The organism is Sphingobium sp. L-44, from assembly GCF_056859495.1.
The window spans coordinates 56,517-83,512 of the sequence record NZ_JBSXOQ010000115.1 but is presented as its reverse complement, the minus strand read 5'-3'; the positions used below and the strand labels follow the sequence as shown (position 1 = coordinate 83,512).

Genomic DNA, 26,996 nt, shown 5'->3' with positions numbered 1-26,996 from the left:
CCGACCGGATCATGATGATGCGGGATCAGAACTTGAATCCGACCTTCGCATACCAGAAGCCGCCGTTGAAGCCGAAGGGCGATACGTCGGGATAGATGTCACCGGTGAAGCGACCACCCGTCGACGCATAGACCGGCCCCAGCCCGCCAGCGCGATTGTCATATTTGTCGGGATAGTTGCTGAACAGGTTCTGCGCGCCGGCACTCAGCGTGAAATTGTCATTGAGCTGATAGCTGACTTCCAGATCGAACACGAACTCGCTGCCAAAGCTCTGATTGACATAGCTTTCGCCGTTCGCACCGGTGCCGTCGTCATAGACCTTGTACTTGCCATACCAGTTCGCCCGACCGAGCACCGACAGCGCGCCGCTGGTCCAGTTCTCGGTCAGGATCACGCGCGTCTTGGGCAGCGTATTCTGCAACTGCATGATGCGCGTGTCGCTGATGATCGGCGCCCCGGTATCGGGGTCCAGCCCGACACGGATGACCTTCGTCTTGTTGTAGTTGAAGGCCAGCGTGGTGTTGAACGTCCCCATGCTGTCGGTCGAGAAGCGATAGCTGCCGACCACGTCGACACCCTGGGTCCGGGTATCGAAAGCATTGGTCAGGAACTGCACTTCGTTGACCGTGGCATAGTTGGCCAGGCCCAGCGCCTGAAGTTCGGGCCGCTGATCGTCGGTGATCACCCGCGATCCGGTGGTGCCGATGCGGTCCTTCACCTTGATGTTGTAATAGTCGATCGTCAGCGACGCGCCGGGGGCTGGCGTGAACACCGTACCAGCCGAGAAGCTGACCGACTCTTCCGGCTTCAGCGGCACCGCGCCCAGATATTGGGCGACCGGGCTGGCGACCGGCAGCGTCATGAACTCGATCGCGTTGGGATTACCCGGATTGAAGGTGGTCGCGATGCTGCTGGTGTTGGTCTGGCCCGGCGTCGGCGCACGGAAGCCGGTCGACAGCGTGCCACGAACCGCGAACACATCCGGCACGATGGCGTAGCGTGCCGACACCTTGCCCGTGGTCGAATTGCCGAAATCGGACAGATGCTCGTAGCGGCCGGCAAAACCCAGCGAGAAGGCTTCGGTGATGTCGCCTTCCACGTCGATGTAGAGGCCCTTGGAATTGCGGCTGCTCTCACCCGCGATCGCCGGACCATAGCCGGGGAAACCATTGGCGCCGACCGGCAGCGCGACCGAAAGCTGGCTGCCGTCCGCGTTCAGCACCGGCGTGCCATCCTGATGGAAGACCAGGTTCCCGGTATAGGGCCCGATCGCATAGGAAGCGGCGTCGCCCAGACCCAGTTCATAGGATTCCCGGAAATACTGCCCACCAAACGCAATCGTGATCGGGCTCGCCAGCCCGACTTCCCAGGGATAGCTGAAGTCCGCATTGAACAGCGTTTCGCGCTGTTCCAGCTTGCCGAGGTAGAATTCGGTCGGCGACGTGATGCCCAGCGACGGGTTCATCGTGCCGTTCATCGTATATTTCAGCGTGGACTGGCCATAGCTGCCCGACAGGTCATAGTTCAGGCCAAAGCCGAGCGTGCCCTTGTAGCCGACGGTGCCCGAAATATCGTCGATCTTGCCGAAGAAGATCGGCGTGAAGCCGCCCGAATAGACGCAGCTCCAGTTCTGGACCAGCGGATCGGAGCAATCCGACACCTGCGTATAATCCCGCGTCGTGGGGTCATAATCGTTGGGCGCATAGACATTGCCGCCCGCCGCGCCGGTCTGGATGCCCGGCGTCGTGTTGTCGAAATCGGTGAAATAGTCGTTGAAGATGCCGTTCAGGCCGAAATTGGCGGAATTGACCGACTGGCGATAGTTGAAGCTCTCTTCCTGGAAGCTGTGGCCATAATTGCCAAAGAAGTAGATGCTGCTTTCGTCGCCCAGGTCGAACCCGCCATTCACGAAGAAGCGATAGGATTCCATCTTCGGATTGCCATAGCGCTGCGCCAGCTTGGGCACGCCGATGTCGGGCTGCTCCTGCGACAGTTCCAGCGCGCCAGGTCGGGTGACGCCGCGGCTGGTCTTGCCGGCGTTCACATATTCGCCGCTGATGTTGATGAAGCCATTGTCGCCCAGCTTGAAACCGCCGTTCAGCGCGACCTGATAATCCTCGCCATCGCCGCGATAATATTGGCCATAACGGGCATAGCCCGAAATGCCGTCGGTATCGTCGCGCAGCGCCATGTTGATGACGCCCGCGATCGCGTCGGAACCATATTGGGCCGAAGCGCCGTCGCGCAGCACTTCGACGCTGCGCACCGCAATCGCCGGAATCTGCGCAAGGTCGGCCGAATGGGCGCCAGCGGACTGGGCGTTCGCACCGATCTGGACCAGCGCGGAACGGTGCATGCGCTTGCCGTTCACCATCACCAGCGTCTGGTCGGGCGCCAGCCCGCGCAGGTTGGGCGGCCGGACGAAGGAGGAGCCGTCACCAATGGCATAGCGCGCCACCGAAAAGGACGGGACCAGGTTCTGGATCACCTGGTTCATGTCGGCGACGCCCTGCTTCTGCAGTTCCTCGCCGGAATAGACATCGATCGGCGTCGGCGATTCGGCGACGGTACGGTCGGTACGCCGCGTGCCGGTGACGATGATCGTCTGGCCGGGCGTTTCCGCTGCGGCCGCCTGGGGCGCAACATCCTGCGCAAGAACAGGCATGGAATAGGACAGTGCAATGGCAATCGCACTGCATGAAAACAGACCCTGATACTTCATCAAAAAGCCCCCTATTTCTTTTTTTAGAGACCTTTCGACACCCCCCTCTTCTTGTTGCCGGATGAGATCGGAATGGACGCAACTATCCGTTCCTGAAATCGGAAATTTCAGTGCGTTTCACTCAGTAACATCTGGAAATATCAGGCTGGCATAATTGCATCGACTGCGAAATGGCCCTTTGGGCGGCCGCAAAAATTTGTTCGCAAGCGCAATAATTCATGCCGTAAAACAGCGTGTCAAATCATTGTAACACAAAGAAAAAGGCGGCGGCCCCGGGGGCCACCGCCTGTTTCATTTTTACAACTGTCAAGGACAGTTTTGAAGGATCAACCTTCGGTGCGGGTATCGCGGCGCTCGGCGATACGAGCGCGCTTGCCGGTGCGGCCACGCAGATAATAGAGCTTGGCACGACGCACGACACCGCGACGAACGACGGTGATCGAATCGAGGTTGGGCGAGTAGAGCGGGAACACGCGCTCCACGCCTTCGCCGAACGAAATCTTGCGAACGGTGAAGTTGCTGCCCATGCCCTTGTTGGAACGGGCAATGCAGACGCCTTCATAGTTCTGGACGCGGCTGCGCTCGCCTTCGACAACCTTCACGCCGACGCGCAGGGTGTCACCGGGACGGAAATCGGGGATTTCCTTCGCCAGGGCGGCAATGTTTTCGGCCTCGATCTGCTGGATCAAGTTCATGTAACTCAGTCCTTATTTTCGCGTTGCGCACCAGAGGGCGACTGGTCCCGAACACCGATATGGCGTTCCCAAAGGTCCGGCCGCCTTAGCCGTGTATCTGCCTCCGCCTGTTGTTTCCGCCAGGCGGCGATCTTCGCATGATCCCCCGATCGCAACACTTCGGGAATCCTGCGCCCCTCCCATTCGACTGGTCGGGTATAATGCGGATATTCAAGAAGCCCCGTTTCAAAGGATTCCTCGACACCGCTGGAAGCGGCGCCCATTACACCGGGAAGCAGGCGGATGCAAGCATCCAGCAGCATCAGCGCGCCCATTTCCCCGCCGGACAGGATGATGTCGCCCATCGATATCTGCTCGATCGGTCGGGCCTCGAAAATCCGCTCGTCAAAGCCCTCGAATCGCCCGCACAGCAGCGTCACGCCGGGACCATCCGCCAGCGCCCGGATCCGCGCCTGCGTGATCGGCGTGCCACGCGGCGTCATCGCCAGGATCGGCAGGTCGGGCCGCTGCGCCAGCGCGTGATCGATGCCGCGCGCCAATATATCGGGCTTCAGCACCATGCCCGCCCCGCCCCCGGCCGGCGTATCGTCGACGGTGCGATGCTTGTCGGTCGCAAAGCCGCGTATCTGGATCGGATCGCACGACCATTTCCCCTCGGCCAGCGCACGCCCCGCGAGCGATACGCCCAAGGGGCCTGGAAACATCTCGGGATAGAGGGTCAGGATCTGGGCCGCAAAGCTCATCGCCGGCGCGCCCGCAGCCGGGCGGCAGACAGGCCGCCAACCAGGCAGAGCGCACCGCAGCCCATCATCACGAAGCCGATCATCCGCAGCATGTCGGCAAAGGGCCGTTCGGGATGCAGCATGCCCGGCAGCAGCACCAGCAGCGGCAGGGGACAGACCAGCCCGATCGCCACCAGCCCCTTCACCCAGAGCGGCCAGCCAAGGCCGAACAGCCGCCAGCCGCCAGCCAGCATCATCAGCAGATAGATTGCGGTCAAAATTTGCGCCATGGCTGCGCGCCTAGAGCATTTTCGCCGCAGGGGGAACTGTCGATCGCCCGCGCCTCAGGGCGCCTTGACCTCCAGTTTCAGTTCCTGGATTTCCGCGTCGGCGGTCGGCGCCAGCAACAGGCTGCCCGCCACCCGCCCCTTCTCGCAGGCCCAGGTGAACTTGCCCGACAGATTGCCGGTCGCGCTCAGCGGTGCATCGACCGCGCAGCTACCGACCTCTCCCTTCAACGCCGCCAGACGCTTGCCCCAATGCACCGCATCGGCATCCATCAGGAAATTCATCGCCAGATTGTCGCGGGCGGCCAGCACATCGCCCGACGCATAGATGCGCCCCGCCGCGGCATAGCCCTGCGCCAGCAGCGGACTGACCGGCACGTCCCGCGCGATCAGCGCGCCCGCCTTCTGCAACAGCATCGCCGCATCCCAGGCGGCGCCCGCCCCGCCATTATAGGTGCGATTGGTGAAGACGAAGATACCGACACCATAATCCGGCATCAGCATCACATGGCTGCCATAGCCGGGATAGCCGCCGCCATGGGACAGGGTCAGCCCCAGGTCGCAATCCTGCGCGATCCGCATGGCAAAGCCATAGGCCGCCGCCTGGCGGCAGGCGGTCGCCCCGCTCTTGCCGTTGCGCTGGCCGACGCTCATGAAATTGCTGCCCTCCGCCAGCATCCGCACCGACGCCCGGCTGACCGGGCCGCTCTCCGCATCGTCGCGCGGCGGCCAGGCCGACAGCAGGAAGGCCACCCAGCGGGCATAGTCATTGACACTGGTCTGCAGCCCGCCCATCGCGCCAAAGGCGCCGTCGGCCATGTCGGGCTCGCGCTTCCAGCGCCCATCTTCCCAGCGATAGCCGAGCGACCGCCGCGCAACCGGCCATTCGCTCAGCTGATAGCCGCTCGACGTCATGCCCAGCGGCGTCAACAGGCTCTGCTCGACATAGCGGCGATAGGGCATGCCCGAGACATTGGCGATGATCCGCCCCAGCAGCGCATAGCCGAAGTTGGAATATTCATAATGGGTCGCCGGCGCGCTGCTCATCGGCACGCCCTGCTCCAGCATCCGGGTGAAGTCCGCGTCGGGCAGCGGCGTCTGCCGGTCGCCCCACGGATTATCGTCGACAAAGCCCGCGCTGTGGGTCAGCAGGTCGCGGATGCGGATGCGCGGACTATCCTTGGTCGCATAGGTCCAGCCACGCATTTCCGGCACATAAGTCTCGGCCAGATCATCGAGCGAGAGCTTGCCCTCCTCCCGCAGCTTCAGGATCGACAGCGCCGTGAACGCCTTGGTCATGGATGCGATGCGGAACAGGCTGTCGGCCGTTACCGGCCGCTTCTGCACCAAATCCTGCGCACCAAAGCCCTTCACATGGACCAGCCTGCCATCGGCGACGATGCCATAGACCAGGCCCGGCGCATGGCTATCGACCTGGAAATCGGCAAAGAGACGGTCAATCTCGGGGATGGCAGCGTCGATCTTCCTGGCATCGGCAGCCATGGCCGGCGCGGACAGGATCGACAGAAACCCCGACAGGGTCACCATGCGCACAGCCATGGTCATCATGCGCTCCAATCCTCCACTGTCAGGCCGGGAATATCCGCGAAATCCTTTTCGTTGCGCGTCACCAGCACCATGGCCGACGCCATCGCCTGCGCTCCGATCAACCGGTCGAAACCCCGACGGCGCACCCCCACCAGGCGTACCATCTCGGCATAGGTGCGCGCGGCGGCATCATCGAAGGGCAAGATATTCAGCAGCGCCAGAAATGTATCGACACGCCGCAGGTCGCCGACCGGATCGCTCGAGCCGCGATTGCCGACCCGCAATTCGGCAGCGGTGACAGCGGAAACCGACAGGCGATCGAACTCGGCCGCCATCCGCTCGGCCAGACGGGCGCTCCGTCCGAGCAGGAAATCGATGCAAACATTGGTGTCGAGCAGATAAGCGACCTGCGTCATGCCGCAGACGACGCCGGCCCGGTCCAATCGCGATCACCCTGATCGATATCGCCGCGCCCTTCCGCCATGAAGCCGGCCGACATGCTGCCGAACAGGGACAAAAGGATGTCGCGCTGCTGGCCCTGCTTCCAGAAGGAAAAACTGCCATCGGCATGCGGTATCATGACGACTTCCTCGCCGTCATTCAGGCCCAGACTCTTTGGCAGCCGCAACGCCAGGCTGTTGCCCGACTTAAAGACCTTGGCCCGATATTCTTCGCCCATGGAGAAGCTCCGTATATACGGAGCGTATATACTATTCGGTAAAAGCCGCGTCAATCACGGCGCCGTCCTCGCTCAGCAGTACCACATGCATCGGCGCCATGAAGCGCTTGCCGGGCTTGCCCTCGATCGACGGACGCTGCACCTCGATGATGTCGCCGGCGCCGAAATTCTCGACCGCGATGATCTCCCCCAGCGTCTCGCCGGTGCTGCTGGTGCAGGGAAGGCCGACCAGGTCGGCATGATAATATTCGCCCTCGGGCAAGGCCGGCAGGGCGGAACGCGGGACGGTCAGCGCCGTGCCGCGCAGGGCTTCGGCCGCGCCGCGATCGCCGATCTCGGCAAAGCGGGCCACCGCGCCATTGGGGCCGGGGCGCACCGACTTCAACGTCAATGTGCGCCCCGCCGCATCGAAGCTCTTGTAGCTTTTCAGGGCCTCGGCCCCTTCGCCAAACAGCTTCAGACGGACTTCGCCCGCCACGCCATGGGCACCGATGATCGCGGCCAGGGTGACGGGCTTGTCGGTCAAGAGGATCAGCCCTCGGCCTGCTCGGCAGCAGCTTCCTCAGCGGGAGCGGCTTCTTCAGCGGCCGGAGCAGCGGCAGCGGCAGCGGCTTCGCGCGCAGCTTCTTCAGCCTCGGCAGCCTTGGCGGCGCGGTCTTCAGCGCGGTCCTTGGCCTTCTGGCCCGGCTCTGCCTTCTTCGGGTTGTTGCGAGCAGCGCGCTCCTTCACGCCAGCGGCGTCCAGGAAGCGGGCAACGCGGTCGGTCGCCTGGGCGCCGGCGGCAACCCAGTGCTTCGCACGCTCGACGTCGATGATGACGCGCTTTTCGTCGCCCTTGGGCAGGACGGGGTTGTAGCTGCCGATGCGCTCGATGAACTTGCCGTCACGCGGGGCGCGGCTGTCGGCCACGACGATGCGGTAATAGGGACGCTTCTTGGAGCCGCCGCGCGACAGACGAATGGAGGTTGCCATGGAACTAGACCTTTCTAATCAAACCAAATTACGGAAATTGCTTATTTCTTCATGAAATTCTGAAAGCCGGGCGGAAGCTTGGGCATGTTGCCGCCCAGACCACCAAGGCCACCCAGACCCGACAGGTCGGGCGGACCGCCCTGCCCATCCGCGCCGCCCGGTCCACCCAGGCCGCCCAATCCACCCATGCCACCGCCGGTGAACATCTTGGCCAGCCCCTTGAGGCCGCCCATCTTGCGGATCTTCTTCATCGCCGATTCCATTTCCTGATGCATTTTCAGGAGACGGTTAACGTCCTGCACGGTGCGGCCGGCGCCCTTGGCGATACGGATCTTGCGCTTGGCGTTGATCAGCGCGGGCTTCTCGCGCTCCTTGGGGGTCATCGACCCGATCATCGCGTCCAGATGCAGCAGCGTCTTATCGTTGGCGCCGCTATTGGCCATCGCCGCCTGCGCCTTCTTGAGGCCCGGCAGCATGCCGGCCAGCGCGCCCAGACCGCCCATGCGGCGCATCTGATTGAGCTGGCTGCGCAGGTCGTTCATGTCGAACTGACCCTTGGCCATCTTCTTGGCCAGCTTGTCGGCTTCCTCGGCGTCGATCGTCTCGGCGGCCTTCTCGACCAGGCTGACGACGTCGCCCATGCCCAGGATGCGCTGGGCAACGCGGGCCGGATGGAAGGGTTCAAGGGCATCCAGCTTTTCACCGGTGCCGGCAAACTTGATCGGACGGCCGGTGACCGCGCGCATCGACAGCGCCGCGCCGCCACGGGCGTCGCCGTCCATACGGGTCAGCACGACACCGGTCAGCGGCACCTGCGCGGTGAAGCTGGTCGCCACGTTCACGGCATCCTGGCCGGTCAGCGAGTCGACCACCAGCAGGATTTCCGCCGGATTGGCGACGTCGGCGACCGCCTTCATCTCGTCCATCAGCGCCTGGTCGACATGCAGTCGGCCGGCGGTGTCGAGCATGACCACGTCGAAGCCCTGCAGCTTAGCCGACTGCAGCGCGCGCTTGGCGATCTCCACCGGCTGCTGGCCGGCGACGATCGGCAGGGTCGCGACATCGATCTGGGTGCCAAGGACGGCCAGCTGCTCCTGCGCGGCCGGGCGCTGGACGTCGAGCGACGCCATCAGCACCTTCTTGCGCTTCTTGTCCTTCAGGCGCTTGGCGATCTTCGCGGTCGAGGTCGTCTTGCCCGACCCCTGCAGGCCGACCATCATGATGACGGCCGGCGGGGTGACGTCGATCAGCAGATCGCTGGTTTCGGCGCCCAGCGTCTCGGTCAGCGTGTCGGAGACGATCTTGACGACCATCTGGCCGGGCGTGATCGACCGCAGCACATCGCTGCCGACAGCCTTTTCGGTCGCCTGGTCGACGAACTGGCGGACGACGGGCAGCGCCACGTCGGCTTCCAGCAGTGCGACTCGCACTTCGCGCATCGCGGCACGGACATCGTCCTCCGTAAGCGCACCGCGCCCACGCAGCTTGTCGAATACCCCACCGAGACGATCGCTTAGCGAATCGAACATCATCACCTCAATTCGGGCCAAGGCCCGGAAAATCCATGCACCACCCCAAAACGACAAAATCGCCGGCGGGCGAAAACTCGCCGGCCAGCGTCCATTCGATATCCCTCTTGGATATCCTGGAGTCGTCAGGGTTCCAGGACCAGAGTCCCGGATGCAGGGCGCCCATTAAGCCAAAGCGGCCGCAAGCGCAAGTGCGCTATCCCGCAGCCAGCGCGGCCGCCGCCCCAACGACGATCGCCGTGCGCCCCAGCAACTCGACCAGCAGCAATCGCCCGGCGATCACCGCCAGCCCCCAGCGATAGGCCGGATGCACCGCGCCGCGCAGCCCGGCATCGGCGCGCATCGCGATCCTGACATAGAGCAACTGCATCAGTGTCGCACAAGTGCCCGCCCATGGCCCCAGCAGCGGCATCGGCAATATCCGGCCGAATGCCGGCTCCATCATCGCGATGGTCCCGCACAATATCAGCCGCTTGTGCCAGTCGCTCCGCCGCCGCAGCAGGATTGCCGCCAGGGTCAGCGTCCCAAAGGCCAGCATGTCGAGCGGCCCCAGCACCAGGAATATGCCCGGCGGAAAGAAGGGCGGCACCCGCCCCATCTGCACCGCCAGGATCGACGTCGCGATACCCCAGGGGATCAGGAAGCAGGCAAGCCCGGCCGCAACCCAGCCCAACTGGCGATGGAGATCGGTCCGCCGTTGCGCCACCAGCAGTGCCTGCGCCAGGAACAGTAGCGTCCATGCCAGCAGCGACAGCGCATGGACATGCACCCACCAGGGCACGGTCGCCACGTCGACATAGCCGCGCAGGGCAAAGCTGCCGAAGCCGCCAACCACGGTGACGGCGACCAGCGCCGCCATGCCGGTAAAGATGCGCCGTTCCCGCGCCTGTCGTTCCACTGCACCGATTGCCGTCGCCATTGCGTCGACCTCCCGCTCTTTGGCAACAATAGCGCAGCAACCACACCCAATATTGTAAGAAGTCGCCACGTTCCGGCTCGGCGCTTGCGCCCGCCCGTCGTTTGCGCCAGCAAACCCGCCACAGACCGCATAACAGGGGGAGCTTTTCTATGAGTTGGACACGTCGCAAGCCGATGGAGGCGATGACGCCCCAGGGAGGCGGCCACAGCATGGCGCGCACCCTGTCCTGGCCGCATCTGCTGGCGCTGGGCGTCGGCGCGATCGTCGGCACCGGCATCCTCACCCTGATCGGCGTCGGCGCCGATCGCGCCGGCCCCGCCGTCCTCATCTCCTTCGCCATTGCCGGCGCGATCTGCGCCTGCGCCGCGCTTGCCTATGCCGAACTGTCGACCATGATGCCGGCAGCGGGCAGCGCCTACAGCTACTCCTATGTGGTGCTGGGCGAAGGCATTGCCTGGATCGTGGGCTGGAGCCTGATCCTCGAATATTCGCTGGTCGTCTCGACCGTGGCGGTCGGCTGGTCGGGTTATGCCGCCCCGCTCCTCACCCCGCTCGGCTTTCCCGAGGCACTGACCAAGGGACCGGAGCTTGGCGGCTTCATCAACATCCCCGCCATCTTCATCATCGGCGTCGTCGCTGCCCTGCTGATGTTCGGCACGCGCGAAAGCGCCCGGCTCAACACCCTGCTGGTGCTGATCAAGATCGCGACCCTGAGCCTCTTCGTCTGGGTCGCCCTGCCCGCCTTCGACGCCCAGCATCTCGAACCCTTCATGCCCTTCGGCTTTGCCAAGCATATGGGGCCTGACGGTATCGAGCGCGGCGTGATGGCCGCCGCCGCGATCATCTTCTTCGCCTTCTACGGCTTCGACGCCATCTCGACCGCGGCCGAGGAAGCCAAGAATCCGGACCGGGACCTCGCCATCGGCATCGTCGGCTCGCTGATCGTCTGCACCCTCATCTATGTGCTGGTCGCCGCCGCCGCGGTGGGCGCCATGCCCTTCACCCGCTTCGCCGACAGCCCGGAGCCGCTCGCCCTCATCCTGCGTGAAATGGGCCAGGGGTCGATCGCCCGGATCGTCGCGATCGCCGCCGTCATCGCCCTGCCCACCGTGCTGCTGGGCTTTCTCTACGGCCAGAGCCGCATCTTCCTGGTGATGGCGCGCGACGGCTTCCTGCCGCAATCGCTCGCCCGCATCTCGAAGCGCGGCACCCCGGCCCGTATCACCGCCGTCACGGCCGTGCTGGTCGCGATCATCGCCGGCGTGCTGCCGATCGACCAGATCGCCGCACTCGCCAATGCCGGCACGCTGATCGCCTTCACCGCAGTAGGCGCCTGCCTGCTGTTCCTGCGCCGCCGCGCGCCGGACCTCAAGCGCCCCTTCCGCACCCCGGCGGCGACGCTGGTGGGCCTGGGCGCCGTGCTCGGCTGCGCCTATCTGTTCCTCAGCCTGCCGATGAAGACCATCTACGCCTGCCTGATCTGGAACGCGATCGGCCTCGTCGTCTATTTCCTCTATGGACAGAAGCGCGCCTCGGCCGCCCGCTAGGGCCGAGGCCCGCACAAAGAAAAAGCCTCCCGTCGCGACAGCAACGGGAGGCTTTTTCTTTGCCTCGAACAGGGCAGCGCTCAGTGCGCCGCCGACGTATCCACCGGCCCGCTGGGCTTGGGCGCCAGCCAGACGATCACCGCCGCCGCAAACAGCACCAGCGCGGAGATGAAGAAGACATAGTCGACCGAAATGGCGATCGCCTCCTGCTCCACCAGATTGGATATGGTCTGGCGGATCTGCTCGGTCGTCATCCCCATGCCGGAAAGCGCGCGCTGCGCATCGTCGGGCTGCAAGGCGCCGGCCAGTTCGTTGCGCGACACGCGCTGACTGTCGCTCCACCCGGTCAGCACCAGCGACGTCGCGATCGCGATCGCCATGGTCCGCAGGAAATTCTGCAGGCCGGCCGCCGACGCCGTCTCGCTCGGCGGCACCGACCCCAGGGTCAGCGTCGTCAGCGGGATCATGAAGAAGGGCATGGCAAAGCCCTGCACGAACTGCGGCAGCGCCAGTCCGAAAAAGTCGATGCCGCTGGTCCAGTGCGCCCGCCACAGGGTCATGCAGCCCAGCCAGAAGACCGCGCCCGAAATCATGATGCGCGGATCGACCTTGCCGGTGAAACGCGCAGCAAAGGGCGCACTCATCACCGCCGCCATCGCCGTGAAGGCGGTGACGATGCCCGACCAGGTCGCGGTATAGCCCATCGACATCTGCAGCCATTGCGGGATGACCACGATGCTGGAGAAATAGGCGCCGAAGGCCAAAGCCAGTGTGAAGACGCCCGATGAGAAGCCGATATGTCGGAACACCCGCAGGTCGACGATCGGATGCTCCTCGGTCAGCTCCCAGATGATGAAGACGATGAAGCCGATGCCGGCCAGGATGGCGAGCGTCAGGATCAGCGGGTCGGAGAACCAGTCATGGTCGCGACCGATGTCCAGCATCACCTGCAGGCAGCCGATCCAGAAGATCAGCAGGCACAGGCCGATCTTGTCGATCGGCTGGTGCGCCGTATCGGTCTCCACCGGCCGCAGCATCGCCATCGCCGCGAACACGCACAGCGCCGCGATCGGCAGGTTGATGAAGAAGATCCAGTGCCAGCTCCAATTGTCGCTGATATAGCCGCCGACGATCGGCCCCATGGCCGGCCCCAGCAGCGTCGTCATCGCCCACAGGCCCATGGCGCGCGGTCGCATTTCCGGCGGGAAGATGCGCAGCAGCAGCGTCTGCGACATCGGCATGATCGGCCCGCCACAAATGCCCTGCCCCAGGCGCGCCGCCACGATCATGCCCAGCGTGGTCGACAGACCGCACATCATCGAGAAGAAGCCGAAGCCGATCATCGCCCAGATGAAGGTCCGCACCACGCCGAAACGCAGCGCCAGCCAGCCGGTCAGCGGCACGCAGATCGCCTCCGCCACCGCATAGGATGTGATGATCCAGGTGCCCTGGTCGCCGGAGATGCCCAGATTGCCGGCGATATGCGGCACCGAGACATTGGCGATGGTCAGGTCGAGCACGACCATGAAGTTGCTCAGCGCCAGCACCAGCCCGGCAAGCGTGCGGGTGCGCGGCGAGAGCAGATTGAAGGTTTCGGGACCGCTCACGCGCTCGCTCCCTTACTTGCCGGCCAGATCGATCTCGACTTCGGTGGACAAGCCCACGCGCAGCGGATGCTCTGCCAGTTCCTTGGGGTCGAGCGCGATGCGCACCGGCAGGCGCTGGACCACCTTGATCCAGTTGCCGGTCGCGTTCTGCGCCGGGATCAGCGACAGCGACGAACCGGTGCCGCCGGAGAAGCCCACGACCTTGCCATGATAGACGACGTCGCCGCCATAGATGTCGGCCACCACCGTGGCGGGCATGCCCACCTTCACATGGCGCAGCTGGCGTTCCTTGAAATTGGCGTCGACATAGACCTGCGACAGCGGGACGATGCTCATGATCGGGCTGCCCTGCGCGACACGCTGGCCGATCTGCACCGCACGCTTGGTCACCACGCCGTCGATCGGCGCACGGATGATCGTGCGTTCCAGGTCCAGCTTGGCGTCTTCCAGCTTCGCCTTGGCAACCATCACCGCGGGATCACTTTCCTCGGTCGAACCGCGGATCAGCGCGTCATTGGCGGCCAGCTGGCCGGTGGCGGCATTGCGGGTCGCCTGTGCGGTCTCGACACCGGCACGGGCCAGGTCCAGCGCCGCCTTGGCAGCGGCATAGGATTTGCGCGCCGCGGTGACTTCGTCACCCGAAACCGCGCCACCCGCGACCAGCGCCTCGCGGCGCTGCAGGTCGATGCGGGCCTTGTCGAAATCGGCCTGCGCGGTCGCCAGCTGGGCACGGGCCTGGACGATGTCGGCGCCACGCGCCTCGACCTGCGCCGACAGCGAACCGCTGGTCGCGCTCGTCTGGCGGAAGCGGCGACGGGCATCGGCCAGATCGGCCTCGGCCTGCTGCAGCGCGATCTGCGCATCGGTCGGGTCCAGCTTCACCAGGATGTCACCACGCTTCACCGTCTGGGTGTCGGTGACGTTGACCTCGATCGCCTGCGCCGACAGCAAGGGCGTCACCTGGGCGACCTCCGCATTCACATAGGCATTGTCGGTGCTGACATGGTTGCGGCCGATCAGGAAATACCAGGCCGCCCACAGGACACCGACCACCAGCACGGCGATCGCCAGACGGGTCAGCCAGGTCTTGCGGGCATTGCCGCGCTGCTCGGCCAGTTCGGAGGAAGTTTCGGTGGCGGCATCAGCCATTGGGTCGATCCTTGGACTGAGCGTCGCTCGCGGCAAAGCCGCCGCCGAGCGCGCGAATGAGGGCAATATCGAGAGAGAAGGCGCTCGCTTCCAGCTGCGCGACGGACTGACGCGCCGCGAGCAGCTGGTCCTCGACGTTCAGCACGTCGAGATAGGTGGAAAGCCCGCCCTTGTAGCGTTGCTGGGCGACGCCATAGGCATCCTGCGACGCGGTCAGCGCCGCCTTAGCATCGGTCAGCCGCTGGTCCAGCGTCCGGCGGCTGGTCACGGCGTCGGCGACGTCCTGATAGGCGCCCAGCACCGTCTTGTCATAGCTGGCGACCGCCTCATCATAGGTCGCGCGCGCGCCGCGATACTGGCCGCGCAATTGCCCGCCATGGAAGATCGGCAGGCTGATCGCCGGGCCGGCGCTGCCGAACAGCGAATCCTTCTTGAACAGATTGTCCGCAAAGGACGTCGACCCGCCCGAAGCACCGGTGCCGGTGAACAGCGTTTCATATCCCAGCGACTGGACGCCGATCAGGGCGCTCAGGCTCACCGCCGGATAGAAGGATGCCCGCGCCACCTTGATCCGGCTGGCGGCGGCCTGCGTCCGGGCCAGCGCGGCGGCGACGTCGGGACGACGCGCCACCAGATTGGTGGTGACGTCCGCCGGCAGGCCCAGCGGCGCCAACTGGCCGATCTGCGGCCGGGTCATTGCCAGGCCGCGGTCCGGCCCGGCGCCGATCAGCGCGGCGATCTGATGCTGGCGCAGCTCGATCGCCACGCGGGCGGCCGCCAGTTGCGCCTTGGCCGAGGACACGGTGGCGTCGGCCTGGCGCACGCTGCCGCGCGTTTCCAGGCCATTCTGCCGCCGATCGGCGACCAGCTTCTGGCTGGCCGTGCGGATTTCCAGCGTGCGCTCCTGGATTTCCGCCTCGTCATAGAGGCGGGCCAGGTCGGCATAGGCATCGGCGATCGCGGTGGTCAGCGCCAGGCGTGCCTGCTGCGCGTCGATCTCGGCCGCGCGGGCCTCCGACGTGGCTGCCGCCAGCGACGCCCGGTTCTTGCCCCACAGGTCGATGTCCAGACCAAAGTCCAGCCCGACCTTGCCGGTGCCCAGCCAGCCCTGCGGCACGAAATCCTTGGGCATGCCCATATTATAGCTCTGCTTGGTCACGCCGGCATTGGCCGTGGCGTCGACCGTGGGCAGCAGCGCCGCGCCCGATTGCTGGGCCATCGCCGTCGCCTGGCGGAAACGCGCCAGCGCCACCGCCATGTCAGGCGAATTGCGCAGCCCCTCCTCGATCAGCGATGTCAGTTGCGGATCGCCATAGGCACTCCACCAATTCTCGCTGGGCCAGGCAACCGTGTCGGCGCTCAGGCTGCGCCCCGCCTCCACGCTCTGCGGCGCACGAATCTCGGGCTTGTCGCCCAGATCGGGTATTGAAGCACAGCCGGCCAGAAGCAGCGCTGTCACTGCAATACCGCCGGTGCGAATGGAAAAACTGATGCGACTCACGGACATATCCAAACCGTACCATCCAGTATGAAAATCGCCTTTGCCCCGCCGTACCACCCTTGTCAATATAAATAGCGTACTCTATGGTACGCTTATATGACATGCCCGGAAAAAGCTTTAGCCCCCAGTCGTCGGGAGGCCCGCCGCCTCGACCGGCGCCAGACGATATTGGAGGTGGCTGCCCGGCATTTTCTGGAAAATGGCTATGCCGCGACCAGCATGTCGGCCATCGCCGCCATATTGGGCGGGTCGAAGGGCACGTTGTGGAATCATTTCCCTTCCAAGGAGGAATTGTTTCGCGCGGTTCTCGAAAATGCGACTAGCACCTATCGCGCGCGGCTTTCGGAAATATTGGACCCCGGCGGCGACCTCCCCTCGACGCTGCACCGCACCGCGCTCAGCCTGCTCGAAAAGGTGACATCGCCCGAAGCGATCGCCCTGCACCGGCTGATCGCGTCGGAAGGTGGCCGTTTCCCGGAAATGAGCCGCATCTTCTATGAAATGGCGCCCAGCCATACGCGGATGCTGCTCGCCCGCTTCCTCGAAGGCGCGATGGACCGCGGCCAGTTGCGCCGCGACGATCCCGACAAGGCCGCCCGCGTGCTGATGCGCCTGACGACATCGGGCTGCCATGAATTGCTGCTGCTCAGCCAGATCGAACGGGTCACGCCGCAACAGATGGAAAGCGACGCCGCCTTCGCCGTCGACATCTTCCTGCGCGCCTATGGCGCCGAAGGCATGACGCGTTAACCATTTCTTTGCCGCCAGCTTCTATCCTGCCGATCGCAGGAGTTGCTATCCAATGCCGTTTTTCAAGCGCAAGCCCCTTCACCAGATCGTCGCGCAGCAGCCGGAAAGCGGGGCCACGGCCTCGCGTCGGCTGCGCGTGCTGCTGATCGACGAGAATGCGACCGCCCGCGCCGTCATCGCCCGCCGCCTGTCGCGGCTTAACTATGACGTGGTGCTGGCCGAAAATGGCTTCATCGCCCTTAACCTGCTGGTCACGCGTCCGGTCGACCTGATCCTGATCGACATGGACCTGCTGATGCTGCCCGCCGTGGCGACGATGAAGCGCATACGTGCCACCGCGCTCGCCCCCCATGCCTGCATCGTCATGCTGACCGGTCGCATCGACAGCCAGTCCGCCGTCGAAGTGCTGGAAGCCGGCGCCGACGACCATATCGTCAAGCCATTCGATTTCGACCTACTCGATGCGCGGCTGCGCCATCTGTGCGCCCGCGCCGAACGGCTCGGCATGCTCAGCCGCCACAATGCCGAACTCGACGCCCGCATCGCCCGCCGCGCCGTGGAACTGGGCGAAACCCGTGACGCGCTGCAGGAAATGCAGCTCGACCGCGCCCGTCTCGTCTCCTCGATCCAGGCCTTGCAGGATGAAGTCGCCCGCCTCAGCGCGCGGCAGAACTGACCCATAGACTGAGGCCGGTTTCAAGCCGTTCGGGCGGGCCATCCGCCGCGATCCGCTCGGCATCCGCCCGCGCCCGGTCCAATATCGCCGGCGCCACCGACCCATCATGATAGACCCGGTCGGCCAGCGCCAGCATCCGCGCATCGCGCACGGTCAGGTCGTCGGGATCGGCCGACGACAGCTGGACAAGATATAGCGCGCTATTGTCCGCCTCCGGATTTTCCGCCAGCCAGACATCGACATTCGGATCAAGCCCCATCGGATCGATCGCCCCGCCCGGCGCCAGCGCCTTGCCGATCGCCTGCCGCCGCGCGCCCGCATCGGGCCACAGGTCGCGCAAGCGCCCCCGCGCCGCAAACAGTGCCCGCGCCAGATCGCCCAGCCCGCTCGGCAACAAGGCCTCGATCCGCTGCCGCAGCGCCGCCGCCAGCCCCGCCGACGCGCCACCCGTGCCGATCGCGATCAGCACCGGGTCGCGATCGACGATCGCGGGCAGGGTGAAATCGCACAGGTCCGGCTTGTCGGTCGCATTGACCAGCACGCCGCGCGCGCGCAGTCGCGCCACCACTGCCGCATCGCCATCCGACACGATCGCGATCCGCGCATCCGCATCATCCTCGCCGACGATGCGCGCGCCAGCGCGCTCCAGCAGCCGGCGCTTGGCATCGGCCGCCTCGCCTTCTCCGGTCAGGATGACCGCCCGCCCCTCCAGCCGCAGAAAGACGGGCAGGCTGTGCATCAGCCAGCCACCCAGTCGGGGATATGGTCGCCCGCGATCAGCGCCTCGATCGGCGGACGCGCGCGGACCACCGCCCATTTACCGCCCGACACCAGCACCTCGGGGGTCAGCGATCGGCTGTTATAGGTGCCCGCCATGGTCGCGCCATAGGCGCCGGCGGTCATGAAGGTCAGCAGGTCGCCGGCCGCCACCACATCCATGTCGCGGCCCATGGCAAAGGTATCGCCGGTCTCGCACACCGGCCCGACCACGTTCGACGCGATCCGGTTGCCGTCCGGCGCCACCGCGCGGATATCGTGCCATGCGTCATAGAGGCTGGGCCGCATCAGGTCGTTCATCGCCGCATCGACGATCACGAACGGCGCCTGCGCGCCCTGCTTGACGCGGATCACCTTCGACAGCAGCACGCCGGCATTGCCCACGATCACCCGGCCCGGCTCGAACATCAGCCGCGCATCCCAGCCCTGCGTCACCCGCGTCACCATCGCGCCATAGTCGGCCGGGCTCGGCGGCAGCGGCTGCGACGGGTCGTAGGGCACGCCCAGGCCGCCGCCCAGATCGGCGGTGCGGATGTCATGGCCGGCCACGCGCAACTGCGCGATCAGCGCGCCGACCTTGACGAAGGCCGCCTCCAGCGGCGCCAGGTCGGTCAGCTGGCTGCCGATATGCACGGCGACGCCCTGGACATCGAGGCCCGGCAGGTCGCGCGCGGCGGCATAGCTTTCCAGCGCCCGGTCATAGGGGATGCCGAACTTGTTTTCCGACTTGCCGGTCGAAATCTTGGCATGGGTGCCGGCGTCGACATCGGGGTTGATGCGATAGGCGACCGGCGCCTTCTTCCCCATCGACAGCGCGACCTCCGACAGCATTTCCGCTTCCGGTTCGCTTTCCAGGTTGAACTGGAAAATGCCCAGCTCCAGCGCCAGCTTCATTTCCTCGGCCGTCTTGCCGACACCGGAAAAGACGATGCGATCGGCCGGAATGCCCGCAGCCACGGCGCGCTGCAACTCGCCGCCCGACACCACGTCCGCGCCCAGCCCCAGCTTCGCCAGCGTCGCCAGCACGGCGGCGTTGGGATTGGCCTTCACGGCAAAGGCGATCAGCGGATTGTCGAGCTGGGACAGCCCTTCGCGGAACACGCCGACATGGCGTTCCAGCGTCGCGGTCGAATAGACATAGACCGGGGTGCCGACCTGCTGCGCAATTTCCGTCATCGGCACCTGCTCCACATGCATGGTGCCGTCTACATAATCGAAATGGTCCAAGGTCTGATCCTTGCGGGAATAGGGACTATTGTTGCGGCCGGCTTTCCGGCGGCAGGTCGAACTCGTCATTGCCGCGCTGGCGAGACTGGGTCAGCAGTTCGACGTTACGTTCCGGGCGGGCCTGGGTGCCCGGATCCATCATGTCGGCGGCAGTCGGCGCGGTCGCCGCCCCCACCGGCACGGCAGGCAATTTCTGGCCCGCCACGGGTTTGAGCGATTCACGGCCACCACAGGAGGCCAGCGCCAGCGCCATTGCCCCGATCATCAGCCCGTTGCGGACATGCCGTGCCATCTGCCTCACTCCTGTGTCGCGCGCGCCGCGGCGATCCGCGCGCGCACCTGATCGGGCGCCGTGCCGCCATGGCTCTTGCGGCTGGCGACCGACGCATCGACCGTCAATACCGCATAGATGCGATCGTCGATACGCGCATCAATGGCCTTGAGCGTGTCGAGCGGCAGGTCGGCCAGCTGCACGCCGGCTTCCTCCGCCGCCGCCACCGCGCGCCCGGTGATATGATGCGCCTCGCGGAAGGGAATGTCGCCCTCGCGCACCAGCCAGTCGGCCAGGTCCGTCGCGGTGGCAAAACCGCTTTCGGCCAGCCCGCGCATCCGGTCGGCGCGGAACGTCACCGTCTCGACCATGCCGGTCATCGCCGCGATCGACAGGCCCAGCAGGTCATGCGCCTCGAACACCGGCGGCTTGTCGTCCTGCATGTCCTTGGAATAGGCGAGCGGCAGGCCCTTCATCGTCACGCACAGCGCATTCATGCAGCCCATGATGCGGCCGGCATGGCCGCGCACCAGTTCGGCCGCGTCCGGATTGCGCTTCTGCGGCATGATCGAGCTGCCGGTCGAATAGGCGTCGGGCAGCTTGACGAAGCCGAAGGGCTGGCTCGCCCAGATGATGAATTCCTCGGCCAGGCGCGACAGATGCAGCGACGCCTGCGTCGCCGCCATCAGATAGTCGAGCGCGAAGTCGCGGTCCGACACGCTGTCCAGGCTGTTGTCGGTCGGCTTGGCAAAGCCCAGTGCCGCCGCCGTGGCATGGCGATCGATCGGGAAGCCGGTGCCGGCCAGCGCGGCGGCACCCAGCGGGCATTCGTCCAGCCGCACGCGCGCATCGGCAAAGCGGCTGCGGTCGCGGCGGACCATTTCATAATAGGCCATCAGATGATGGCCCAGCGTCACCGGCTGCGCCGACTGGAGATGGGTGAAGCCCGGCATCACCGCATCGGCATGCTCCTCGGCGCGGGCGAGCAGCGCCTGCTGCAAGCCGGCCAGGCCCGCCATCACCTCATCCATGGCGTCGCGGACCCACAGGCGGAAATCGGTCGCCACCTGGTCGTTGCGGCTGCGCGCGGTGTGCAGGCGTCCGGCGGCCGGGCCGATCAGTTCGGCCAGCCGCGACTCCGTGACCATGTGGATATCTTCCAGGTCCAGATTGACCGGAACGCCATTGGCTTCATATTCCGCCGCGATCCGGTTCAGCCCCTCGGTGATCGCCTGCGCATCCTCGCCATCGACGATGCCCTGCTTGGCCAGCATCGCGACATGCGCCTTGGACCCGGCGATATCCTGTTTCCACAAGCGCTTGTCGAAGGGGATGGAGGCATTTATCTCACGCATGATCGATGCCGGGCCGGCCGCGAACCGGCCACCCCACATGCTGTTGGAGCCTGCTTCCATGATATCGTCCTTGCGCTCGGTAATGACACTGCTCCTGCTGGCTGGGCTGGCGGCATGCGATAGGCAATCCCCGCCCGCGGGGCAAGCCAATGCGAGCGCCAGCGGCAAGGTGACGGGCGACGAAGTGCAGCCCGCTGCCGGCGACAGTGCGAAGGGCGAATTCAACTACACGATCGACCGCAGCAAGGCGGGCACGCCTGCGCCGACCTTCGCGTTCGAAAATCCGCAGGGCGGCACGGCGACCCTGCAGGACTTTGCCGGCCGCCCGCTGCTGGTCAATCTCTGGGCGACCTGGTGCGCGCCCTGCGTGGCGGAGATGCCGACGCTCGACGCCCTCGCCGCGCAAAGTGACAGCGAAGGTGACAGGAGCCTGGCGGTACTGACGATCTCGCAGGACGTGCAGGGCCAGGCCGCGATCAAGCCGTTCTTCGCCAAGCACAAGCTACCCCACCTCAAGGGCTGGACCGATCCGGAGAACAAGCTCGGCCTGGGCTATGCCACCGGCGTCCTGCCGACCACCGTCCTCTATGATGCCAAGGGCAAGGAGGTTGCGCGCGTGGTCGGAGCCATGGACTGGACCGGCGCAGAGGCCCGCAAGCTCATCGCCGCCGCAAAAGGCGGATAAGGCATAAGTAAATCAACAACGAACTAGGATCAAAAACCCGCCATGCCAGTTGATTGCAAAATGCATCAATGTCGATGCATTGCATATAATTGCACAGCCCGGCAGTATCATAATAAGCTCACGAATCCTGGCACGGAAAAATTGCAGAAACATTTCATTTTTACTTAAATTTTGTGCGGCGCAATAGAGGATATTCCGCAGATCATTCGTCACCCCCTATGTCGATATAATGACAAAATCAGGGGGCATCGAATGAATAGACTATCTGCTCTAAAAATTTCTCTGATCGCCGCATCATCCTGGTCGGCCTGCGCCATGGCGCAGGAAGCACCGCAGGAACCGCAGGCCGATGAAGGTGCAGCCATCATCGTTACCGGCACCCGCGCAACCGGCATGCAGGCCGCGGAAAGCGCCGCGCCGGTTCAGGTCTTCGGCGAGGAAGCGCTGAGCCATGTCGGCCAGCCGAACCTCAACCAGGCCCTGACCCAGATGGTGCCAAGCTTCACCGCCCAGACCCAGGGCACCGACATGTCGAACTTCTCGCTGTCGGCCCGTCTGCGTGGCCTGAGCCCCAACCACACGCTGGTGATGGTGAACGGCAAGCGTCGCCATGGCTCGGCCATTCTTCAGGTCATCGCCGGTCCGTTCCAGGGTTCGGCCGCGCCCAGCATCGACCTCATTCCGCCAGATGCCGTATCCCGCATCGAAGTGCTGCAGGATGGCGCCGCCGCCGTCTACGGCACCGACGCGATCGCCGGCGCCATCAACATGATCCTCAAGGATGACAGCGAAGGCGGCAGCTTCAAGGTCACTGGCGGCCAATATTACAACAGCGAGGGCGAACTGTTCTCGGCGTCGGGCAATGTCGGCTTCAAGCTGGGCGAAGACGGTTTCTTCAACCTGACCGGCTTCCATCGTCGCCAGAACTACACCTCGACCGGCACCGGCCAGGTGACCATGTCGGACATTGACGGCAATCCCTATGTGCCGACGGCCGGCACCTATCCGGGCTCGTTCGGATCGACCAACAATTATTATGACCCCGCCTGGGCTGGCCTCGACCTCAACGGCATCAACGGCGGCCAGGCCAAGTCGCAGCTCAACCTGCTCTTCTACAATATGGGCTATGATTTCGGCGGCGTCGAACTCTACAGCTTCGGCGACGTGTCGCGTCGCGTCGGCTATGCCAAGCAGGGCTATCGTCCGCCCAACCGCATCTGCGCCAGCACCACCGACACCAGCACCTGCTTTGGTGACACCGGCACGTTCGGCATGGTCCCCCAGCAGAAGGTGGAGCAGAAGGAATATAGCTTCACGGTTGGCGCCAAGGGCGAATTTGGCGGCGGCTGGAACTATGACGTCAGCACCACCTATGGCTATGACCAGAACAAGATCTGGACGATCGAATCCGCGCATCGCGCCATGTGGATCGAAAGCTATACGGCTGCACAGAATGACTCCAGCATCACGCCCTACACGCCGACCGACGCCTATGACGGCGGCTTCAAGCTTAGCCAGCTGACCAACACCCTCGACATCCGCAAGGAGTTCGACGTTGGCATGGCCGAACCGCTGACCCTGGCCTTCGGTGGCGAATATCGTCGCGACACCTATGAAATCGTCGCCGGCGACTTCGCATCGACCTACAAGGAAGGCGTCCAGTCCTTCCCCGGCTACAAGGATGTCGATGCCGGCAAGCACAGCCGCAGTTCGAAGGCTGGTTACATCAACCTGATCGCCAGCCCGGTCGAAGGCTGGACCATCGACCTTGCCGGCCGCTATGAAGATTATAGCGACTTCGGCGACACCACGATCGGCAAGATCACCACCCGCTACGACTTCTCGGATGCCTTCGCGATCCGTGGCACGGCCAGCACCGGCTTCCGTGCGCCCACGCTTGCGGAATCCTTCTACTCGACCGTCAATGTCGGCCCGACCAGCGCGGTGCTCCAGTTGCCGGCCGGTTCGCCAGCCGCCATGCTGCTGGGCTTCAATGCTCTGCGTCCGGAAAAGTCGACCAACTTCTCGGCAGGCATCGTCCTGCGTCCGGCTCCCAAGCTCGCGATCACGATCGATGGCTATTATATCAAGATCAAGGATCGTATCTCGGCAACGGCTTCGCTGCCGGCCATTCAGGGCGGTCTGCCCGTCGCCGGTGCGGAAGACATTCTCGCGGCGATCGCGTCCACCGGCCTGGTGCTCGACACCGGTCTGCAGACGCTGGGCGTGGCGAGCTTCACCAACCTGATCGACACGGAAACCTATGGTGTCGACTTCTCGGCCAACTATGTCGTGCCGCTCGACTTCGGCAAGCTCAACCTGTCGCTGAACGCGAACTACAACAAGACCAAGATCACCGACAACAAGAACACCAGCCTGTTCAGCGCGCAGTCGGAAAGCTACATCGAAGACGCTTCGCCCGACTACAAGATTGTCGCCGGCATCAACTTCGCCAGCGGCCCCTTCTCGGCCAACCTGCGCCAGACCTTCTACGGCAAGACCAGCATCCTCGTCCGCTCGGCCCTTTCGGCAGCGGCGATGAACGGCCAGCCGCTTGAACGTGACGGCGTGGTCAAGGCGACCGGCATCACCGATCTGGAGCTGGGCTATGACTTCACCGATTATGTGAAGTTCTCGATCGGCGCGAACAACCTGTTCGACAAGCGCCCCGAAAAGCCCAAGCTGCTCAGCGGCGTGACCGTCCTCCCCGGCCAGTCGCCCTATGAGAACGGCTCCACCAGCTGGAACTCCTATTATGGTCACGGTGCCTATGGCTCGGCCGGTGGCTATTACTACGCCCGCGTAGACTTCAAGTTCTGATAGGCTAGAACACAAGGGCCGGTCTCCCAGGAGACCGGCCCTTTTGCTTTGTCAGCGTCCTGAAGCCGGTCGGCACGACCGGCGGCTCGCAGGACGCGGCAACAATGATAGGGATGTGGATCGATGCCTCGATCCCCATCAGGGGGAAGCGAAAACCATGACCGACCGTCCGGATACTCTCAGCCGCCGCATGCTGATGCGCGGTGCCATGGGCGCGGCGGCAATAGCCGGTGCGGCGCCCGCCCTCGCCCAGCGCGACCGCAAGGTGGCGATGAGCGATGATCCCAAGGCGATGGTCGCGACCCTCACCGACGGCATCTTCATCAACAGCAACGAAAATCCGCTCGGCCCCGCCCCCGCCGCGCTGCAGGCGCTGTCCGGGCTCGATCCGCTCGCCGGCCGCTATGGCATGGCCTTCGCCTCGAAGCTGGAAAGCCTGTTCGCCCGCCAGAACGGCCTGACGCCCGACCAGGTTCAGGTTCATCCCGGCTCCTTCATGCCGCTGCGCTCGGTCGCGCTGACCTATTCATCGAAAAGCCGCCCGATCGCCTATTTCGAGCCGACCTTCGACCAGGGCTTCCTGGGCAAGGACAACCAGCCGGTCACCCGCGCCGTCGCCCTGCCGCTGGCCGGCGATTTCACCGCCGACGTCCGCAAGCTGCTGGCCGCCGCGCCGGACGCCGGCGTCTATTATCTCTGCAATCCCAACAACCCGACCGGCCTGCCCATCCCGCGCGCCGACATCGAATGGCTGCTCGCCAACAAGCCGGCCAGCTCCGTACTGCTCGTCGACGAGGCCTATATCCATTATAGCGACGCGCAGAGCTGCCTCGACCTGGTCGCGAAGGGCGCGGACGTGCTGGTCACCCGCACCTTCTCGAAGATCTACGGCCTGGCCGGCCTGCGCTGCGGCCTGATCGCCGGGCGCAAGGATCTGCTCGACGGCATGGCCGACTATGGCGTCAACATCACGCCGATGCCGGCCGTGGTCGCAGCCGAAGCCAGCCTGCTCGATCCCACGCTGCTGCCCCAGCGCAAGGCCTATAACAAGGCGGTGCGCGACGATCTCTTCGCCTGGCTCGACGCGCGCGGCCTCAATTATCTGCCGTCGCAGACCAGCTTCGCGATGATCCATGTCGGTCGCCCAGGCGCCGATGTCACCGCCGCCCTCGCCAAAGAGAAGATCTTCATCGGCGGCCCGCGCAAGCATATGGACGACTGGGTCCGCGTCTCCTTCGGCACGCCGGCCGAGATGCAGGCGTTCAAGACCGCGCTCGCCCGGATCATGGCATGAGCCTCAGCCGGCGCCAGGCACTCGGTGCAGCGCTTGCCGTGCCACTGGCGGCACAGGCCGCCCGCGCCGTCGCCGCACCGCCATCGCTCCCCGACAAGGCCAGCTTCGCCGCCACCCCGCTCGCCTATTTCGACAGCGCCTCCACCCATCCGGTGAGCCTGGGCGCCAGGGCCGCCGCCGACGCCTATCTCGCCGGCCGCACGCTCGATCCCGTCGCCGCCGCGCGCAAACCGGTCGACCGCGCCGCGCTGATCGCGAAATTCGCCGCGCTGATGGGCGCCGATGCGGACGAGATCACCTGGGTCCAGTCCACCACCATGGGCGAGCAGGCGGTGCTGCGCGCACTGGGCTTCCCGCATGATGGCGGCCGCGTCGTCACCGACACGCTCCATTTCTACGCCGCCTTCCCCATGTATCAGGAAATGGCAAAACAGGGCGTCGATGTCGCCTGGGTGCAGGCGCGCGAGGGCCGCATCGCGCCCGAGGACATGGCCCGCGCCATCACGCCGGGGACGAAGCTGGTCAGCGTCTCGGCCGTCTCCACCTATAATGGCTTTCAGCATGACCTGAAGGCGATCAGCGCGATGGCGCACAAGGTCGGCGCGCTGGTTTATGCCGACATCATCCATGCCGCCGGCGCGGTGCCGATCGACCTGCATGACAGCGGCGTCGATTTTGCCGCCTGCGCCACCTACAAATGGCTGATGGGCGATTTTGGCCTCGGCTTCCTCTATGTCCGGCGCGGCGTGGCGGATCGGCTGCCCCGGGCCGAATATGGCTATTATGGCTTTGCCGCGCCCGATGCGCCGCCGGGCATCGGCCTCTCCCCGCCACAAACCCATGTCTTCCCGCTCGATCCGCCCGGCGATGCGCCGACCAGCTATGTCGCTCGCCCCGGCGCGCTCGGCCATTTCGGCACTGGCACCTATGCCCAGGCGATCAGCGCCATGCTCGATCATTCGATCAGCTACATCTGCGCCCTCACCGTCCCGGCGATCCAGGCCCATGCCCAGCAATTGATCGGCCAGTTGCGCGACGAACTGCCGCGCAAGGGCTATCGCCTCATCACCCCGCCGGGCACGACCAGCCCGCTGCTGAGCTGCGTCCTGCCCAATGCGAAGGGCCTGCTCACCGATCCGCTGGCGCGGGCACAGGTCCGCCTGTCCGTCCACGACAATTATTTCCGCATCTCGCCATCGCTGTTCAACGATGACAGGGATGTCGAACGGCTGATCGCCGCCCTGCCCCGCGTCTGATCCTTTTC

General features: G+C 65.0%; 25 protein-coding genes. 7 read left to right on the top strand and 18 right to left on the bottom strand.

The window, feature by feature from the left end:
- Positions 1-25: 25 nt before the first annotated feature.
- The 11 genes from AC13EK_RS19485 to AC13EK_RS19435 form a co-directional block, all read right to left on the bottom strand.
- Positions 26-2,722, bottom strand: a complete 2,697-nt coding sequence (locus AC13EK_RS19485) for a TonB-dependent receptor plug domain-containing protein (RefSeq protein ID WP_017501873.1) — start codon at positions 2,720-2,722, stop codon at positions 26-28.
- Positions 2,723-3,048: 326 nt separating this feature from the next.
- Complete coding sequence (gene rplS / locus AC13EK_RS19480; protein ID WP_004208091.1) at positions 3,049-3,417, bottom strand: 50S ribosomal protein L19; 369 nt, start codon at positions 3,415-3,417, stop codon at positions 3,049-3,051.
- A gap of 5 nt (positions 3,418-3,422) precedes the next feature.
- The gene (gene trmD, locus AC13EK_RS19475; protein WP_069336417.1) at positions 3,423-4,160 is read right to left on the bottom strand and encodes a tRNA (guanosine(37)-N1)-methyltransferase TrmD; all 738 of its coding nucleotides are present in this window, start codon (positions 4,158-4,160) and stop codon (positions 3,423-3,425) included.
- Positions 4,157-4,429 carry a hypothetical protein gene (locus AC13EK_RS19470; RefSeq protein WP_004208093.1) on the bottom strand — a complete coding sequence of 91 codons (273 nt, stop codon included), beginning with the start codon at positions 4,427-4,429 and terminating at the stop codon, positions 4,157-4,159. The genes trmD and AC13EK_RS19470 overlap by 4 nt, the downstream gene beginning before the upstream one ends.
- A 54-nt stretch (positions 4,430-4,483) precedes the next feature.
- Positions 4,484-5,995: a serine hydrolase domain-containing protein gene (locus AC13EK_RS19465; protein ID WP_069336418.1), complete on the bottom strand. Its 1,512-nt coding sequence runs from the start codon at positions 5,993-5,995 to the stop codon at positions 4,484-4,486.
- On the bottom strand, positions 5,992-6,390 hold the full coding sequence (locus AC13EK_RS19460) for a type II toxin-antitoxin system VapC family toxin (protein ID WP_017501876.1): 399 nt from the start codon (positions 6,388-6,390) through the stop codon (positions 5,992-5,994). Before AC13EK_RS19460 ends, AC13EK_RS19465 begins: the two co-directional genes overlap by 4 nt.
- Positions 6,387-6,653 (bottom strand): antitoxin, encoded by a 267-nt coding sequence (locus AC13EK_RS19455; protein WP_004208096.1) that lies wholly within the window; start codon positions 6,651-6,653, stop codon positions 6,387-6,389. Before AC13EK_RS19455 ends, AC13EK_RS19460 begins: the two co-directional genes overlap by 4 nt.
- Positions 6,654-6,684: 31 nt before the next feature.
- Positions 6,685-7,179, bottom strand: a complete 495-nt coding sequence (gene rimM / locus AC13EK_RS19450; RefSeq protein WP_017501877.1) for a ribosome maturation factor RimM — start codon at positions 7,177-7,179, stop codon at positions 6,685-6,687.
- Between the two features lie 5 nt (positions 7,180-7,184).
- Positions 7,185-7,625, bottom strand: coding sequence for a 30S ribosomal protein S16 (gene rpsP, locus AC13EK_RS19445; RefSeq protein WP_004208098.1), 441 nt, complete (start codon positions 7,623-7,625; stop codon positions 7,185-7,187).
- Positions 7,626-7,666: 41 nt separating this feature from the next.
- The gene (gene ffh, locus AC13EK_RS19440) at positions 7,667-9,157 is read right to left on the bottom strand and encodes a signal recognition particle protein (protein ID WP_483022362.1); all 1,491 of its coding nucleotides are present in this window, start codon (positions 9,155-9,157) and stop codon (positions 7,667-7,669) included.
- 193 nt (positions 9,158-9,350) lie between these two features.
- Complete coding sequence (locus tag AC13EK_RS19435; protein ID WP_069336419.1) at positions 9,351-10,073, bottom strand: hypothetical protein; 723 nt, start codon at positions 10,071-10,073, stop codon at positions 9,351-9,353.
- Between the two features lie 149 nt (positions 10,074-10,222).
- Here AC13EK_RS19435 and AC13EK_RS19430 point away from each other — a divergent pair, with 149 nt between their 5' ends.
- On the top strand, positions 10,223-11,620 hold the full coding sequence (locus AC13EK_RS19430) for an amino acid permease (RefSeq protein ID WP_277788092.1): 1,398 nt from the start codon (positions 10,223-10,225) through the stop codon (positions 11,618-11,620).
- Between the two features lie 80 nt (positions 11,621-11,700).
- Here AC13EK_RS19430 and AC13EK_RS19425 read toward each other — a convergent pair whose 3' ends face one another.
- From AC13EK_RS19425 to AC13EK_RS19415, 3 genes are read right to left on the bottom strand one after another with little or no spacing between them, the layout of a single operon-like run.
- Positions 11,701-13,227, bottom strand: coding sequence for a DHA2 family efflux MFS transporter permease subunit (locus tag AC13EK_RS19425; RefSeq protein ID WP_004208105.1), 1,527 nt, complete (start codon positions 13,225-13,227; stop codon positions 11,701-11,703).
- A gap of 12 nt (positions 13,228-13,239) precedes the next feature.
- Positions 13,240-14,376, bottom strand: coding sequence for an EmrA/EmrK family multidrug efflux transporter periplasmic adaptor subunit (locus AC13EK_RS19420; RefSeq protein ID WP_069336420.1), 1,137 nt, complete (start codon positions 14,374-14,376; stop codon positions 13,240-13,242).
- A complete protein-coding gene (locus AC13EK_RS19415) occupies positions 14,369-15,883 on the bottom strand; it encodes an efflux transporter outer membrane subunit (protein ID WP_017501881.1) in 1,515 nt (504 codons plus the stop codon). The genes AC13EK_RS19420 and AC13EK_RS19415 overlap by 8 nt, the downstream gene beginning before the upstream one ends.
- A 90-nt stretch (positions 15,884-15,973) precedes the next feature.
- Here AC13EK_RS19415 and AC13EK_RS19410 point away from each other — a divergent pair, with 90 nt between their 5' ends.
- Positions 15,974-16,627, top strand: coding sequence for a TetR/AcrR family transcriptional regulator (locus tag AC13EK_RS19410; RefSeq protein WP_170828655.1), 654 nt, complete (start codon positions 15,974-15,976; stop codon positions 16,625-16,627).
- 52 nt (positions 16,628-16,679) lie between these two features.
- Entirely contained in the window at positions 16,680-17,303 is a 624-nt protein-coding gene (locus AC13EK_RS19405; protein ID WP_037507792.1) for a response regulator transcription factor, read from the top strand.
- Here AC13EK_RS19405 and AC13EK_RS19400 read toward each other — a convergent pair.
- From AC13EK_RS19400 to argH, 4 genes are read right to left on the bottom strand one after another with little or no spacing between them, the layout of a single operon-like run.
- Positions 17,284-18,042: a siroheme synthase gene (locus tag AC13EK_RS19400; RefSeq protein WP_069336421.1), complete on the bottom strand. Its 759-nt coding sequence runs from the start codon at positions 18,040-18,042 to the stop codon at positions 17,284-17,286. The two genes, AC13EK_RS19405 and AC13EK_RS19400, sit on opposite strands and share 20 nt — an antisense overlap.
- Positions 18,042-19,307, bottom strand: a complete 1,266-nt coding sequence (lysA, locus tag AC13EK_RS19395) for a diaminopimelate decarboxylase (RefSeq protein ID WP_069336422.1) — start codon at positions 19,305-19,307, stop codon at positions 18,042-18,044. Before lysA ends, AC13EK_RS19400 begins: the two co-directional genes overlap by 1 nt.
- Before the next feature lie 25 nt (positions 19,308-19,332).
- Entirely contained in the window at positions 19,333-19,599 is a 267-nt protein-coding gene (locus tag AC13EK_RS19390) for a hypothetical protein (RefSeq protein WP_004208112.1), read from the bottom strand.
- Positions 19,600-19,604: 5 nt separating this feature from the next.
- Entirely contained in the window at positions 19,605-20,972 is a 1,368-nt protein-coding gene (argH, locus tag AC13EK_RS19385; RefSeq protein ID WP_069336428.1) for an argininosuccinate lyase, read from the bottom strand.
- Positions 20,973-21,015: 43 nt separating this feature from the next.
- Between argH and AC13EK_RS19380 the strand changes: the two genes are divergently transcribed.
- The 4 genes from AC13EK_RS19380 (at position 21,016) to AC13EK_RS19365 (ending at position 26,988) form a co-directional block, all read left to right on the top strand.
- Positions 21,016-21,618 (top strand): TlpA family protein disulfide reductase, encoded by a 603-nt coding sequence (locus AC13EK_RS19380; RefSeq protein ID WP_069336423.1) that lies wholly within the window; start codon positions 21,016-21,018, stop codon positions 21,616-21,618.
- A gap of 252 nt (positions 21,619-21,870) precedes the next feature.
- A complete protein-coding gene (locus AC13EK_RS19375) occupies positions 21,871-24,438 on the top strand; it encodes a TonB-dependent receptor plug domain-containing protein (protein ID WP_029547592.1) in 2,568 nt (855 codons plus the stop codon).
- A 157-nt stretch (positions 24,439-24,595) separates the two neighbouring features.
- Positions 24,596-25,732 carry an aminotransferase class I/II-fold pyridoxal phosphate-dependent enzyme gene (locus AC13EK_RS19370; protein WP_069336424.1) on the top strand — a complete coding sequence of 379 codons (1,137 nt, stop codon included), beginning with the start codon at positions 24,596-24,598 and terminating at the stop codon, positions 25,730-25,732.
- Positions 25,729-26,988: an aminotransferase class V-fold PLP-dependent enzyme gene (locus AC13EK_RS19365; RefSeq protein WP_069336425.1), complete on the top strand. Its 1,260-nt coding sequence runs from the start codon at positions 25,729-25,731 to the stop codon at positions 26,986-26,988. Before AC13EK_RS19370 ends, AC13EK_RS19365 begins: the two co-directional genes overlap by 4 nt.
- The last annotated feature ends 8 nt before the right edge of the window (positions 26,989-26,996 follow it).

What these genes read in the sequence shown, in the direction of transcription:
- AC13EK_RS19415 (WP_017501881.1), bottom strand. Translation starts at nt 15,883, where the DNA reads ATGTCCGTGAGTCGCATCAGTTTTTCCATTCGCACCGGCGGTATTGCA.
- AC13EK_RS19390 (WP_004208112.1), bottom strand. Translation starts at nt 19,599, where the DNA reads ATGGCACGGCATGTCCGCAACGGGCTGATGATCGGGGCAATGGCGCTG.
- AC13EK_RS19370 (WP_069336424.1), top strand. Translation starts at nt 24,596, where the DNA reads ATGACCGACCGTCCGGATACTCTCAGCCGCCGCATGCTGATGCGCGGT.
- AC13EK_RS19460 (WP_017501876.1), bottom strand. Translation starts at nt 6,390, where the DNA reads ATGACGCAGGTCGCTTATCTGCTCGACACCAATGTTTGCATCGATTTC.
- rplS (WP_004208091.1), bottom strand. Translation starts at nt 3,417, where the DNA reads ATGAACTTGATCCAGCAGATCGAGGCCGAAAACATTGCCGCCCTGGCG.
- AC13EK_RS19455 (WP_004208096.1), bottom strand. Translation starts at nt 6,653, where the DNA reads ATGGGCGAAGAATATCGGGCCAAGGTCTTTAAGTCGGGCAACAGCCTG.
- AC13EK_RS19380 (WP_069336423.1), top strand. Translation starts at nt 21,016, where the DNA reads ATGACACTGCTCCTGCTGGCTGGGCTGGCGGCATGCGATAGGCAATCC.
- AC13EK_RS19375 (WP_029547592.1), top strand. Translation starts at nt 21,871, where the DNA reads ATGAATAGACTATCTGCTCTAAAAATTTCTCTGATCGCCGCATCATCC.
- rpsP (WP_004208098.1), bottom strand. Translation starts at nt 7,625, where the DNA reads ATGGCAACCTCCATTCGTCTGTCGCGCGGCGGCTCCAAGAAGCGTCCC.
- trmD (WP_069336417.1), bottom strand. Translation starts at nt 4,160, where the DNA reads ATGAGCTTTGCGGCCCAGATCCTGACCCTCTATCCCGAGATGTTTCCA.
- AC13EK_RS19430 (WP_277788092.1), top strand. Translation starts at nt 10,223, where the DNA reads ATGAGTTGGACACGTCGCAAGCCGATGGAGGCGATGACGCCCCAGGGA.
- argH (WP_069336428.1), bottom strand. Translation starts at nt 20,972, where the DNA reads ATGTGGGGTGGCCGGTTCGCGGCCGGCCCGGCATCGATCATGCGTGAG.
- AC13EK_RS19410 (WP_170828655.1), top strand. Translation starts at nt 15,974, where the DNA reads ATGACATGCCCGGAAAAAGCTTTAGCCCCCAGTCGTCGGGAGGCCCGC.
- AC13EK_RS19465 (WP_069336418.1), bottom strand. Translation starts at nt 5,995, where the DNA reads ATGATGACCATGGCTGTGCGCATGGTGACCCTGTCGGGGTTTCTGTCG.
- AC13EK_RS19470 (WP_004208093.1), bottom strand. Translation starts at nt 4,429, where the DNA reads ATGGCGCAAATTTTGACCGCAATCTATCTGCTGATGATGCTGGCTGGC.
- ffh (WP_483022362.1), bottom strand. Translation starts at nt 9,157, where the DNA reads ATGATGTTCGATTCGCTAAGCGATCGTCTCGGTGGGGTATTCGACAAG.
- AC13EK_RS19405 (WP_037507792.1), top strand. Translation starts at nt 16,680, where the DNA reads ATGCCGTTTTTCAAGCGCAAGCCCCTTCACCAGATCGTCGCGCAGCAG.
- AC13EK_RS19400 (WP_069336421.1), bottom strand. Translation starts at nt 18,042, where the DNA reads ATGCACAGCCTGCCCGTCTTTCTGCGGCTGGAGGGGCGGGCGGTCATC.
- AC13EK_RS19420 (WP_069336420.1), bottom strand. Translation starts at nt 14,376, where the DNA reads ATGGCTGATGCCGCCACCGAAACTTCCTCCGAACTGGCCGAGCAGCGC.
- AC13EK_RS19485 (WP_017501873.1), bottom strand. Translation starts at nt 2,722, where the DNA reads ATGAAGTATCAGGGTCTGTTTTCATGCAGTGCGATTGCCATTGCACTG.
- AC13EK_RS19365 (WP_069336425.1), top strand. Translation starts at nt 25,729, where the DNA reads ATGAGCCTCAGCCGGCGCCAGGCACTCGGTGCAGCGCTTGCCGTGCCA.
- AC13EK_RS19435 (WP_069336419.1), bottom strand. Translation starts at nt 10,073, where the DNA reads ATGGCGACGGCAATCGGTGCAGTGGAACGACAGGCGCGGGAACGGCGC.